At 28.1% G+C, this 13,342-nt stretch carries 8 protein-coding genes and 1 CRISPR repeat array (1 of these 9 cut by a window edge); of the genes, 6 read left to right on the top strand and 2 right to left on the bottom strand.

Going from position 1 to position 13,342, the window contains the following annotated elements; translation table 11 throughout:
- Positions 1-1,513: a CRISPR direct-repeat array (repeat unit 29 nt; unit sequence GTTTTATATTAACTATGAGGAATGTAAAT); it reaches 153 nt to the left of the window's first position.
- A gap of 273 nt (positions 1,514-1,786) precedes the next feature.
- From CSPA_RS23365 to fliB, 3 genes are all read left to right on the top strand, one after another.
- Positions 1,787-2,695, top strand: a complete 909-nt coding sequence (locus tag CSPA_RS23365) for a LysR family transcriptional regulator (protein ID WP_015394870.1) — start codon at positions 1,787-1,789, stop codon at positions 2,693-2,695.
- 165 nt (positions 2,696-2,860) lie between these two features.
- On the top strand, positions 2,861-3,973 hold the full coding sequence (locus CSPA_RS23360) for a 5-methyltetrahydropteroyltriglutamate--homocysteine S-methyltransferase (RefSeq protein ID WP_015394869.1): 1,113 nt from the start codon (positions 2,861-2,863) through the stop codon (positions 3,971-3,973).
- Positions 3,974-4,278: 305 nt separating this feature from the next.
- Positions 4,279-5,421 (top strand): flagellin lysine-N-methylase, encoded by a 1,143-nt coding sequence (fliB, locus tag CSPA_RS23355; RefSeq protein WP_015394868.1) that lies wholly within the window; start codon positions 4,279-4,281, stop codon positions 5,419-5,421.
- Positions 5,422-5,655: 234 nt separating this feature from the next.
- On the opposite strand, the gene CSPA_RS23350 is transcribed toward fliB, so the two are convergent.
- Positions 5,656-6,339: a Crp/Fnr family transcriptional regulator gene (locus tag CSPA_RS23350; protein WP_015394867.1), complete on the bottom strand. Its 684-nt coding sequence runs from the start codon at positions 6,337-6,339 to the stop codon at positions 5,656-5,658.
- Positions 6,340-6,445: 106 nt separating this feature from the next.
- Here CSPA_RS23350 and CSPA_RS23345 point away from each other — a divergent pair, with 106 nt between their 5' ends.
- The 3 genes from CSPA_RS23345 to CSPA_RS23335 all read left to right on the top strand — a co-directional run bounded on the left by CSPA_RS23345 (position 6,446) and on the right by CSPA_RS23335 (position 11,171).
- Positions 6,446-10,315 carry an acyl-CoA dehydratase activase gene (locus tag CSPA_RS23345; RefSeq protein ID WP_015394866.1) on the top strand — a complete coding sequence of 1,290 codons (3,870 nt, stop codon included), beginning with the start codon at positions 6,446-6,448 and terminating at the stop codon, positions 10,313-10,315.
- 177 nt (positions 10,316-10,492) lie between these two features.
- On the top strand, positions 10,493-10,831 hold the full coding sequence (locus tag CSPA_RS23340; protein WP_015394865.1) for a cupin domain-containing protein: 339 nt from the start codon (positions 10,493-10,495) through the stop codon (positions 10,829-10,831).
- 4 nt (positions 10,832-10,835) lie between these two features.
- Entirely contained in the window at positions 10,836-11,171 is a 336-nt protein-coding gene (locus CSPA_RS23335; RefSeq protein ID WP_015394864.1) for a cupin domain-containing protein, read from the top strand.
- Positions 11,172-11,239: 68 nt separating this feature from the next.
- Here CSPA_RS23335 and CSPA_RS23330 read toward each other — a convergent pair whose 3' ends face one another.
- Positions 11,240-13,042, bottom strand: a complete 1,803-nt coding sequence (locus CSPA_RS23330; RefSeq protein WP_015394863.1) for an N-acetylmuramoyl-L-alanine amidase family protein — start codon at positions 13,040-13,042, stop codon at positions 11,240-11,242.
- Positions 13,043-13,342: the final 300 nt, after the last annotated feature.

Here is a 13,342-nt window from a genome sequence, read left to right as displayed (position 1 = left end):
ATGTAAATCAATGAGTTTAGATGATGAAAGTTTAACATTAATTGGTTTTATATTAACTATGAGGAATGTAAATTTAGATCATCTATTCAATAATGAATCAGTTCAATTTGTTTTATATTAACTATGAGGAATGTAAATATTAAATGGTTGCTTAAGAATAATAAAAGATATCACGTTTTATATTAACTATGAGGAATGTAAATCATTCTCCTATCTCAATAAATGAATTATTATTTTAAGTTTTATATTAACTATGAGGAATGTAAATACGCAATCACCATTTAATATTAAAATTCTGAAATCTGTTTTATATTAACTATGAGGAATGTAAATGTGGAATGTTGCCATCCACGTTACAATCTTGTGTTTTGTTTTATATTAACTATGAGGAATGTAAATCTTTATGAATTTAAAAATACTGATATATCAAAAGTAAGTTTTATATTAACTATGAGGAATGTAAATACCATATTAGCCATTTTAGCTTCAAATGATAAATTTGGTTTTATATTAACTATGAGGAATGTAAATTTTTCCTCAAAAGAAAGCTTATCCTTATCGATTGAAGGTTTTATATTAACTATGAGGAATGTAAATGCTTACGTGGCAACATACAAAAAGTTTCTTTATACGTTTTATATTAACTATGAGGAATGTAAATAACTTTGTTATAGCTTCTAAAGAAAATATTATTACTAGTTTTATATTAACTATGAGGAATGTAAATTGATTATAACATTATCATTGATGATATTTTTGTACAAGTTTTATATTAACTATGAGGAATGTAAATGGCATATATTTTGTTGTTGTATACTCAAAAATGTGAAGTTTTATATTAACTATGAGGAATGTAAATTGCATTAATACCATCATGCCCGACATTGCTTCTTGCGTTTTATATTAACTATGAGGAATGTAAATAAAGGTACAATAGATAGATTTACAAGTGATATTTATGTTTTATATTAACTATGAGGAATGTAAATTTGGTATCAAGACTAGTTTCAATAATTATTTTTCCATGTTTTATATTAACTATGAGGAATGTAAATATTACTAGAATGGGAGGAAAAAGCAAATTAAGAAACGTTTTATATTAACTATGAGGAATGTAAATTTTACTGGCTCCTTTGTAGCCCCTTCTAGTGTAAATTGTTTTATATTAACTATGAGGAATGTAAATCTGTTCTGCCTTCTTTTTGTGCTTTGGATATTTCGGAGTTTTATATTAACTATGAGGAATGTAAATTATATTTATTACATCAGTTAAATTTATTTCTCCTTTGTTTTATATTAACTATGAGGAATGTAAATAAATTATTATATGTTTAGAGAAATTGGGTGGGCTAAGTTTTATATTAACTATGAGGAATGTAAATGAATGATGTGAACCACCACTACTTCCACCAGTTGTTGGTTTTATATTAACTATGAGGAATGTAAATATTTTAATCTTTGACCATACTACTATTTCTCTTTTAGTTTTATATTGACTATGAGGAATGTAAATTATGATGAAAAATGAACAATAAAAGATTCAGCTATTGTTTTATATATTGTAATTCAATAAAATTATAATAAGTATGTTATAGAAAAAAATATATGACATAGTGATGCAGCACATCAAAAATTATTTAAATATATATAGAATGACTAGCAATGGATATCTCTTATTATTTAATTTTAATAAAAATAAATAATAAGAGTGAAAAATATTTTATATAATAAACAAAATATTTGAAGATAGAGTATAGTTGATACGTTGACAAGGAGATAAGGAATAATGACTTTACAACAATTAAAATATGTAGTAACCGTTGCAGACAAAGGAACAATTAGTGATGCAGCTAAGGAATTATTCATTTCTCAGCCTACAATTACTAATGCTATTAAAGATTTAGAAAAGGAAATGCATATTACTATATTTAATAGAACTAACAAGGGAATTGTAGTTTCAAATATAGGAAATGAATTTCTTGCATATGCAAGGCAAGTACTTGAACAAGCTAATTTATTGGAAGAAAAGTTTTTGAATGCAAAGGAACAAAGCCCGAGATTTTCGGTTTCTACTCAGCACTATTCTTTTGCAGTAAATGCTTTTGTAGATGTAATTCGTGAATTTGGTGGGAATCAATATGATTTTACTTTAAGAGAAACTCAGACATATGAGATCATTGAAGATGTAAGTAGAATGAAAAGTGAAATAGGAATTTTATATACTTCATCTAAAAATGAAGAAGTGATTATGAAGTTTATTAAACAAAACGATTTAGAGTTTGAAGAACTTTTTGAAGCAAAACCTCATGTATTTATTAGTTCTAAACATCCACTAGCTGAAAGAAAAGAAATTACATTGGAGGAACTTGAGGATTATCCATATCTCTCTTTTGAGCAGGGGGATTATAATTCATTTTATTTTTCTGAGGAAATCTTAAGTACCCTTGATCGTAATAAAAATATTAAAGTTAGAGACAGAGCAACCTTATTTAATCTTGCAGTTGGATTAAATGGTTATACGGTAAGTACAGGTGTAATCAGCAAAGAGTTGAATGGAGAAAATATCATAGCAAGACCTCTTATGGTAGAGGAATATATGCGAATAGGAGTAATTAGGCAAAGGAAGATGCCACTTAGCAGATATGGGGAGGCTTATATGGCTGCATTAAAAAAGCATGTATTAGAATATGTTTAGAATAAAGGATTTGTTATAATGATTTAGATAGAATGTGTGTTGGATATAGTTAAAAGCTATAACTAATACACATTTTTTTGTATTTTTAAAGAAAGTAAAAGTAGTTTATACTAGACAATAATAAAGGATTTAGATAAATAATAAGAGTGATAGGAGAGGAAGAAGATGAAAGATAATGCACCTTTTAAATATGATATTGTAGGAAGTTTTTTAAGACCAGAACATTTAAAACATGCAAGAGAAGAGTTTGCAAAAGGAAAAATTAATGCAGATGAGTTGAAAAAAATTGAAGATGAAGCAATTACTGATTTAATTGCAAAGCAAAAAGCAGTTGGGCTTCAAGTTATAACAGACGGTGAATTTAGAAGAAGTTCATGGCATCTTGATTTTATGTGGGCATTTAATGATGTTGGGCATGAAAAGACAAAGAAAGGAATTCCATTTCATGGAGAGCCAGCATTAATCGATGATACATTTTTGGTAGGAAAAGTATCTATTGATAATCATCCTTTTGTTGAACACTTTAAATTTGTAAAACAATTTGAGGATGAAAATACAGTTGCACGTCAGACAATACCTGCACCAGCACAATTTTTCTTTCAAATGATTATACCAGACAATTTAGAAAGAACAAAATCAATATATCAAAATGAGGAAGAATTGATTCAAGATATAGCTAAAGGCTACAAAAAAGTGATACAAGAGTTATATGAAGCAGGCTGTAGAAATATTCAATTTGACGATTGTACCTGGGGCGTATGTGTTGATCCAAATGCTTGTTTTATTTTGGGAACTGATGAAGAAGGATTACAACAAATTATTGAAAAACTAATAAGAATTAATAATCTTGCTATAGAAGATAAACCAGAGGACTTGGTTATTAACACTCATATATGCAGAGGGAATTTCCATTCTACATGGGCTTGCCAAGGTGGCTATGATCGTGTAGCAAAGGATCTTTTTGCAAATGAAAATGTGAATGCCTTTTATTTAGAATTTGATGATGAACGCTCTGGAGATTTCAAACCTCTCCAATATGTAAGTGAAGATAAGAAAGTTGTATTGGGACTAATTACTACTAAGTCCTCAACATTAGAAGATAAGAAGAATATAATTGAGCGAATTCATGAAGCAGAAAAATATATTCCTTTAGAACGTTTAGCTCTTAGTCCTCAATGTGGATTTGCGTCTACAGAGGAAGGAAACAAGCTTACAGAAGAAGAACAATGGGAGAAATTAAGACTTATACAAGAGATTTCAAAAGAGGTATGGAAATAAAAATAAAATAATGTTATTTAAAAAATTTCACTGAAATATAAGTATCCAGTGAAATTTTTTGTGTACGAAAATAGAAGAAGAATTTAATTATAATTAATGTTAAAATTGATATACAAGTTCTGATTAAGATTGTACATTTCAATTCAAGAAATACTGAAAGAAAAGTAAGTGTCCAAAAAGTAAGTGTCCAAATTTTACATTTGGTTACACGAACTTTCTCCTTGGAGCTTTCATCATTAACTGATAATTGATAATTGAACATTGATAATTGGAAGATATATATTATAGAAAATTGGAGTTATTTTATGGATAAAACGATAGATATTTTAAAAACTACAAATTATGATAAGTTTAAGTGTACAGCAGATAAATGTAAATTCACCTGTTGTGAGGGATGGGACGTAAGCGTAGATGGTGATACTTATAACAAATGGGAAAAAGGCAAATGCAGTGAAATATTAAAGAATATAAAAGTGGAAAAGTCAGGAGATAGTGTTAGTTATTCTATAGCTAAGGAAAATCATGAAACGTGTCCATTTTTAGATATGAAAGGATTATGTGAAATAGTAAAAAAACATGGAGAAGAGTATATATCATCGATATGTCATACATTTCCAAGGGTAGAAAATAAATTTGAAGATAGAAGAGAACTTTCATTATCTTGTGCTTGTCCAGAAGTAGTTGAAATTATAAGTGGCTTATCTGGGAAGATAAATATATTCTCAGATAATAAGAAAGCTACAAAAAATAATTTATTAGAACTTAAAGTTAGAGATACTTTGGTTAATATTGTTCAGCAGGACGATTTTTTGTTAGAAGAAAAGCTGCTGGTTTGTTTTCAAATGTTATTAGATATATTGGAAGATGAAGAACTTAGTGAAGAGGGCTTAGAAGAGGAATTAGAAAAATATGAGGATAGTAAGTATTTACAAGAAGTTATAGGTAAGTGCAAGGAAATAGATTCAGATATAAATGAGTCAGTTGAAGAAATTAATTATCTATTATTAGATATTACAAAGAATTATAAGGAAGTTTCTAGTTTTGAATTTCTATTAAAAGATATCTCTGATTTTGCGGAAGCTGTGAAGGTTGGAAATCTTTCAGTTAAGTGGCAGGAATATAAAATTTTATTCGAACAACATAGTGAGTTTGCTGAAAATTGGATAGTTTCTGATATTATAAGCAGTTGCATAAGCGATGATATTGAAGAACTTATAATTTCTTTTGAACTTATTATATTAGAATATCTAATGGTTAGGTATGCTGTATTTTTGAAATATTGTATAAATAATAATAAGGAAATAGAAATTCAAGATATAAAAGATTATATAGTAACTCTTTCTAGAATTATCGGCAATAATTCAGAAGCAGTTACTGAATTTTTGAGAGATGGATTTGAAGATCCGATTTTAGAAATTGGATACTTGTGTTTTATAAGTTTATTTTAATTTGTCTGTTAAAAACAACATTAATAAAATATGAATGGATAATTGGAAAGATACATTAATACTGAGTTTATTCCCTCAAACTATATATGTTGCAAAAAGAATTGTTCTAAACTTAAGGATTTCCAAATGAAATCAACCTTCAATGATAATCGATCCTTGAGTAAGGAACATTTATAATTGCAATATATACTTAGTTTGAGGGAATTTTTCATGTAAAGTAACAGCATAATTCATTTAATTTAAAACAATATCTTCTAATTTTTGAGAATCGATAATTTCAATTAAGTTAGTTTTGTCCATAGAGATTATTGAGTCTGCACATAATTCCTCTAAAGCTTTATATAAGGAGGCCCTAGAAACATTTAAATTGTCTGCCCACATTTTTTTGCTAAAAGGAAGTTTTATAAGTAAATTTTTTTCAATATGAAAATCATTAAGCAATGAAAAGGCGACTTTTTGTTTTGTTGATACAAATGAAAGGGCTTCAACTCTTGAATTTAATTGAAAAGCCTTGTTAGATATAATTTTTAAGAAATTTTCTAGGATAATATTATCTAAAGTCAGCAATTTAAAAAATTCATCCTTTGAAATAAGGAGAATTGAACTATCCTCTTTAGCGACAACATTACATGGATAATGGTTAGCTTCTGAAAAAACAGCAACCTCACCAAACATGTCACCACTTTTTTTTGTATACATAAGTATTAATTTACCATAAGGTAAAATTCTCTCAACATTAACTTTTCCAGATAAAACAATGCCTATAAATTTTGTTGAAGTTAAGGAATTAAATACATATTCATTCTTAGCTGCATTAATAAATTTATATTCTATTTTAGTAATTAAATTTTGCAATTCCTCTTTTGTCTTATTAGTAAAAAGATCAGCTTTTTCTAATTCTAAAATTAAATTCTTCATAAATTTCTCCTTAAAGTGTCTTATATAAGACATATTTTATGATTAAAGTATAATATAATATCCTTAAGAAGTAAATGAAAATCATTTTCAATAAAGGGGGAGTATTGTGAATAAATTAGGAATAGATATCGGTTATTCAACATTTAAATATGTTTACTTAGATAGTAAAAATAATTTAATTGAAAGTGACTATATATTTCACAAAGGAAATATAACTAAATATTACAAGGAATTACTAGAAAAAATTAAGGCTTCAAATAAAGAAAAAAGTATAAAAATAGGAATAACAGGAAGCTTAGCGTCAAGAATAAATTTAAGTAAAGAATACCATATCAATAATAGTATTTCTCTTATTGAAGGAACTTTATTAAAAAATAAGAGCGTAAAAGCTATTATTGAACTTGGAGCTCAGGAAACGAAATATATTACAGATATAGAACATAACAATATGAAATTTTTTATGAATACAAGCTGCGCAGCAGGTACAGGTTCCTTTCTTGAAGAACAAGCTTTAAGGTTGAGCATTGACATAAAAGATATATCTGCATACATAGATAAAGCCACAGAAGTTCCAAGAATAGCAGGAAGATGCAGTGTTTTTTCAAAAACTGATATGATACACCATATGCAGGATGGAGTGAAAATAGAAGACATATTGCAAGGTTTATGTTATGCATTAGTTAGAAATTATAAAGCAAATGTATTGCAGAAAAATGAGCTTAAAAAACCTGTGATGCTTTCTGGTGGCGTAATAAATAACAAAGGTGTGGTAAAGGCATTAAAGGATATATTAAAGCTGAAGGAAGAAGATATAGTAATTAATGAGAATTTTGAATTACTTACATGCTTTGGTGCATGTAAAATAGCTGAAGAAAAAGGATTAATAATAGACGTTAATAAGCTTGAAAGTCTAGGGGAAGCAATTATAGAAAAGCCTAAAAACAATGTATATGAACAATTAAATAAATTTGGTATGGATGATAGCTTAGATAAACATAACTGTATAAGTACAAATACTAAAGAAGGATATCTAGGGGTTGATATTGGTTCAACAAGCATTAATTTTGTTGTAATTGATGAAGATAAAAATGTTATTGATTATATTTATACAAAAACAAATGGAAAACCTAAAGAGGTTGTTTATGAGTATCTTGAAAAATTAAAAGAAAGATTAGGTAAGGAATTCAAGTTTAAAGGAATAGGAACTACAGGTTCTGGAAGAGAGTATATTGGAAAATTAATAAATGCAGATTTAATTGTAAATGAAATTACAGCACAGGCTGAAGGTGCAGTAAATGTATGCAGTGATGTTGATACAATTTTTGAAATTGGTGGGCAGGATTCAAAATACATATGTATAGAAAATAAGTTAGTAAAAGATTTTGAAATGAATAAAATATGTGCTGCAGGAACTGGGGCCTTTATAGAAGAACAAATAAAAAAGCTTGGAATAAGTCTTGAGGAATTTGGAAAGATAGCGTTGAAGGGTGATGATCCTTGTAATCTAGGAGATAGGTGCACTGTTTTTATTGAAGGTAATATAGGGAAAGCAATTGGCGAAGGAGAAAGTATTGAAAATATTTCAGCTGGTCTTGCTTATTCTATAGTAAAAAATTATTTAAACAGAGTTGTTGGAGCTAGACCAATTGGAAATAAAATATTTCTTCAAGGTGGGATAGCTCATAATCAAGCGGTTGTAAATGCATTTAGAGCATTACTTAAAAAAGAGATAATGGTACCAGAATTCTTCAGTGTAACAGGTGCTTTAGGAACAGCTGTTTTAACAAAAGAAAGTATGAGAAATAAAGATAAAATTAATAAGCAAGCAGAATTCATAAGTTATTTAGATGAAAATGAAAAATATTTCTTAGATGGATATGTTAATAATAAAGAGCTAACTAAAAAAACAATAGGAATACCAAGAGTATTATTTCTTAACAAAATGTTTCCAATGTTCAATGAGATATTTAAAAAATTAGGCTATAATGTACTGATTTCAGATGCAACTAATGAAGATATAATTGCGCTTAGTCAGGAATACTCTTTTGAAGAAACTTGTTTCCCAGTTAAATTGATAAATGGGCATGTGGCTTGGCTTTTAGAAAGAAAGGTTGATTACATATTCCTTCCGCACTTATACACCATGAAGCATGCGGGGTCAAAGGTTAGAGAAGATTATGCATGTGTGTATATACAAACTTCACCTAAGATAATTGAAAGTGTCTTTAATTTAGAAGCAAGAAATATTAAATTAATATCACCAGTACTATCTTTTAATTTTGGAAAACAATATATGATTAAGACTTTATTAGGAATAGGAAAAGTCCTTGGAAAAAATAAAATAGAAACAACAGCAGCAGTAATGTCTGGAATGAAGAAATTCATGAATTATGAGAAAAAGATGGAAGCTATAGGAAATAAGGTTTTAAAAGATATAGACAAAGATGAAAAAGTATTTGTAATAGTAAGCAGAGTCTACAATATAGTTGATCCAGCATTAAATATGGGAATTGAAAAGGAATTGATAAAAAGAGGATATAGAGTACTTCATTTATCTCACCTTGAAGCTTCAGAAATGAATATTGGTGAAGAATATTCAAATATGTATTGGCCATTTGGACAACATATAATAATGGGTGCAAAAATTATAAAAAATCACAAAAACTTATATCCTATATATATTACAAATCATGGCTGTGGACCAGATACAATATTAATGCATTACTTTAAAAAGGAAATGGAGAATAAACCTTACTTGCATATAGAAGTAGATGAGCATTCGTCAAAAGTTGGAGTAATTACAAGGGTTGAGGCATTTATAAATTCTCTCAAAAATTGTGAAAATAACGATAGTTTAGAAGCTGAAAATATAATAAAAGCTCAGAATAAAAGGCAGACTAAAAATAAAATAGATTTTGAAGAGGAAATATTAATTCCATATATGTATCCATTCAGTAATATTCTAAAAGCTTTCTTAGAAAGAAAAAATAAGAAGGTAACGATATTAGAACCAGTAAGTGAAAAAACAATTGAATTAGGAAAGAATTTTTCAAGAGGGAAGGAATATTTTTCGTTAACTGGTATGCTTGCAGAAGTTACAAATAAGATTAAGAATGATGAAAAAGAATATACTTTGTATTTTCCAACAACTGAAGGAAGTGAAACCTTTGGTCAGTATGGAAAGCTAATACAATATAAAGCTTTAGAATGTGGCAAAAATTTAAAACTTGAAGCTCCATTTATTGAAGATTATTTAGGAAATAAGGATTTTGGCTTAGAATTCTTTAAAGCATTGGTAATTGGAGACTTAATCAATTTAAGCTCTGAGAATAAGAGAGAACTATGTTTAAAGGATTTAATAGAAACAATAAAAAATAATGAAATATCAAATGAATATTTTGATAAAACTTTAAAAAATATAAGAAACTATATATCTAAAAAAGAAGGATTAAAAAAATTATTGATAATAGGAGAAGCTATTGTAGTAAATAAAGATTACTTAAACAGCAATATGATAAAAAGTTTGCAAAATGATTATGAAGTTATAAAGCAGCCTTTAAGTGAAGAGCTATACATGTTGTTTAGTGATTTTTGTAATAAGAGAAATAAGGTTAATAAACCTTTAATTAGGATATTAAATGAAGCTAAAACAATTATTGAGAAGGTTAACTTAAGCTTAGAGATAAGGTCACCCTTTAATAGAAATAGTGAAAGTCTAAATGAAGTTTTAATAGATAAACTGCCTCAATATGCGGGTGGAAGTGGAAGATACAGGCTTGCTAAGCTTGTTACAGCTGAAAATGTTGATGGAATTATAATTGTAAGTTCAATGTATGAAAATACTGCTACAATACTAAAAATCTTAAGGGAAAAATACAAAGAACTTTTAAATATTCCTATATTAGACTTATATTTTGATAGTAATATAAGTAAGAATAATGAAGAATTAATAGAAACTTTCATAGCATATTTATAGGAAATTTCAAAGTAATTAAGAGTAGTAGATAGAAATACTACAAAAAGAAGAAATATAGATTCTGATGAATTTATAAAACATAGAAAAGAAACAATAAGGTTATTAAGTTCAAAGTTATTAAAAAAGTATATAAATTTTAAAATAATAAATTCTATATAAAAAAAGGAGAAGATAAGAATGGAAGAATTAATTAAAAATATAGTAAAATCAAAGGCAATAGATTTTGACAGCTTAGTAAGTTGCAAGGAAGGACAAATAGAAACTGTTACAATGGCTCAAAAGAAAGGTGTAGGACTTACAGCATTAGCTTTTGGAAAAGGTGAAGGAGTAGGACCTCATGCAGCCAAAGGAGATGCTATGATTTATATTCATCAGGGAATAGCAACTGTAAAAATAGGTGATGAAGAGATGGAAGCTCATAAGGGGCAGGTAGTGGTTATGCCAGCAAATATTCAACATCAAGTAACAGCAAAAGAAGATATGAAAATGCTTTTAATAGTAGTAAAAGAGGGTTAAAATTATGAAGTATTTAAGAAATATTAACCCTTTTGAACCAATAAAAATGAAAGATATGGTGAACCACTCAGGAAACAAAATAGCAAGTAAAGCTTTAGTAGATAATGATAAGCATGAAGTGAGATTCTTTTCCTTTGCAAAAGGTGAAAGTATTGATAAAGAGTATTATGAAATGGAATCCTTGTTTATTGTTATAGAAGGTGAAGCTAAAGTTGTCTACAAGGAAAACAGTGAAGCTGTAATAAAAGAAGGTGAGATTTTTGCACTAGAAGCAGATATCCAATATGGAATTGAAGCGGTAAGTGATGTAAAGTTACTAAACATATTAATAAGAGGATAATATATCTTCACAGCTATTATGCCCCACAAAATCTTAATAAATTAGATTTTGTGGGGTGTTTAAGTTGGTTAATTTGTCCAAGCTCCATCTATGCCTAATTTATATCCATCAATTACAGTGTCATGCAGCATAGCGCCTGATGGATTACAATAATACCAAGAACTATTATAATTAATCCATCCAGTTTTCATTAAACCTGAAGTGTCTAAGAAATACCAAATATCATTGTCCTTAATCCATCCTGTAGACATTATTCCATCAGCATTAAAATAATACCAGCTTCCATTAGTATTAAACCATCCAGTTTTCTTTGTTCCATCCTGTAATGTGTAAGTCCAAGTATTATCTTGATTTAATACCCAACCGTTAGAGGAATTATTTAGTGTAATAGCAGCATTAGTCGTTGTCTGAGGATTTATTGTGTCACTTCCTGAAATAGCATTTTTATCTTTTGTTGAAGTTATATTATGTACAATTGAATACACTCCAGTATCTGTATTCCAAGCAATCATATTATCTTTACTAGTTATAGATACACTATCCATAGATCCATCTATTCTATATAACTTATTAAAATTTTTACCATCCCATGCTTTAACATATGCGTTATTTACAAACCATGGAAAACCACCAGGTGTATTTAAGCTATCTATTGAATCTACATCTGAACTATAATAATCATCATAATCTATATAATTAAATCCATTCTTTGATTTTAGTTTTAGCTTTTCTACATATAATTTTTTTTGTGCAGTATCTTGATACATACTATAAAGTCCTTGTGAATTAGCTGTTAGCTTTACTTTTCCTGCTCCTTTAGATAAGCCAATTTTTTTGATTGCATCAGCAACTGATTTTCCTAATAAATACTCATTATTTCCATCCTCATCTGCTATAAAATAAATAGTAGAATCTTTAGGAGATTTAATTCCATCAATAGTATCTATAGCTGGAGTCATAGAAAATTTCTGTAATACTGTGACGGAATTTCCATCAGTTACTTGATAGCAGTCCTTTCCGAATTTTAACTCATTTGTTGCAGACTTATAAGTAGAATCGGAAGCACCCTTTTCTTTTTTATAGATAGTAAGATCAGCTAGCCTATATATTGTATCAGAATCACTTGTTACATATTTATTTTCTTTAATCACGGCTTTTAACTCATAAGTTATTCCATCTTGTTTTATTTCATAAGTGTCTTTAGTATTTTTTATTGTGACAGCAGAACTAGTTGTACTCATAGAAACTTTTAGGTTACCTAAGTCATAATCTACATCAACATAATTACCTTGTAAATTTGCATATATAGTAGAATAATAATCTCCATTAATTTGAGGTTCTTTTAGTTTATATTTATAAATGGCAAGTCCATTGCTAGAACTTAGAAATTTATTTTTTCCTTCAATGGTAGCACTAATTAGATTTGAGCTGCTATAATAGCTTTCGTCGAATCTTCCAGCATTATCATGTTTAATTTTGCTTTTTAGAAGTATTGCTTCAGCATCTTCCAAGTCTTCTCTAACATCGTAATCTAACAATTTACAATTATCTGTTATATCTATATAAGAATAATCACTTGAGCCATCATCAATTTCAAGATATTTATTTAATAATAAATCACTAAAAGTAGCTCCAGTATTTATTCCATTTAGTTTATTATATTTTCCATCCTCAGATACCCAATATACAGCCTCTTCTTCACCATTTATTTCTCCATCAAGAAAAATACCTTTTCCTTTTGCAGTTGCACTATAGATAGTTCCTTCTTGTGCATCTAATACCTTATAGTCCGCGGCATGAGCTGGTGCAATTGATATAATTGAAGCTATACAGATTAATATACTTGTAGATTTTGTAATTCTTTTAATCATAATTTTTAACTTTCCTCCTATTATTTTGATAATGCCTAATAGGCTAATATAAAATTGTTTATAGATACAAATTTAATAATCAAACTTATAAATGGAATATACATGTATCATTGAGAAATTATAATCATAACACTAGAAATCAGATACATATTTGTGCAAGCGGCATATGAAATTAAGTTGTGATGGTTATTAGTGGAAGGTTGTTCCATTTTCTGCTTGTCATAAATTTACTTTAGGAACATGCAGAAATGGGTGCAACCTTCCACTTAGAACCCATCCAGCGAAAATTTCATTAGTCCG

Origin of the sequence: Clostridium saccharoperbutylacetonicum N1-4(HMT), from assembly GCF_000340885.1 — a bacterium.
Lineage (GTDB): Bacteria > Bacillota > Clostridia > Clostridiales > Clostridiaceae > Clostridium > Clostridium saccharoperbutylacetonicum.
The sequence above is the reverse complement of the archived record's forward strand: the minus strand, read 5'-3'. Positions and strand labels throughout refer to the sequence as shown.

What these genes read in the sequence shown, in the direction of transcription:
- CSPA_RS23350 (WP_015394867.1), bottom strand. Translation starts at nt 6,339, where the DNA reads ATGAAGAATTTAATTTTAGAATTAGAAAAAGCTGATCTTTTTACTAAT.
- CSPA_RS23340 (WP_015394865.1), top strand. Translation starts at nt 10,493, where the DNA reads ATGGAAGAATTAATTAAAAATATAGTAAAATCAAAGGCAATAGATTTT.
- fliB (WP_015394868.1), top strand. Translation starts at nt 4,279, where the DNA reads ATGGATAAAACGATAGATATTTTAAAAACTACAAATTATGATAAGTTT.
- CSPA_RS23335 (WP_015394864.1), top strand. Translation starts at nt 10,836, where the DNA reads ATGAAGTATTTAAGAAATATTAACCCTTTTGAACCAATAAAAATGAAA.
- CSPA_RS23330 (WP_015394863.1), bottom strand. Translation starts at nt 13,042, where the DNA reads ATGATTAAAAGAATTACAAAATCTACAAGTATATTAATCTGTATAGCT.
- CSPA_RS23365 (WP_015394870.1), top strand. Translation starts at nt 1,787, where the DNA reads ATGACTTTACAACAATTAAAATATGTAGTAACCGTTGCAGACAAAGGA.
- CSPA_RS23360 (WP_015394869.1), top strand. Translation starts at nt 2,861, where the DNA reads ATGAAAGATAATGCACCTTTTAAATATGATATTGTAGGAAGTTTTTTA.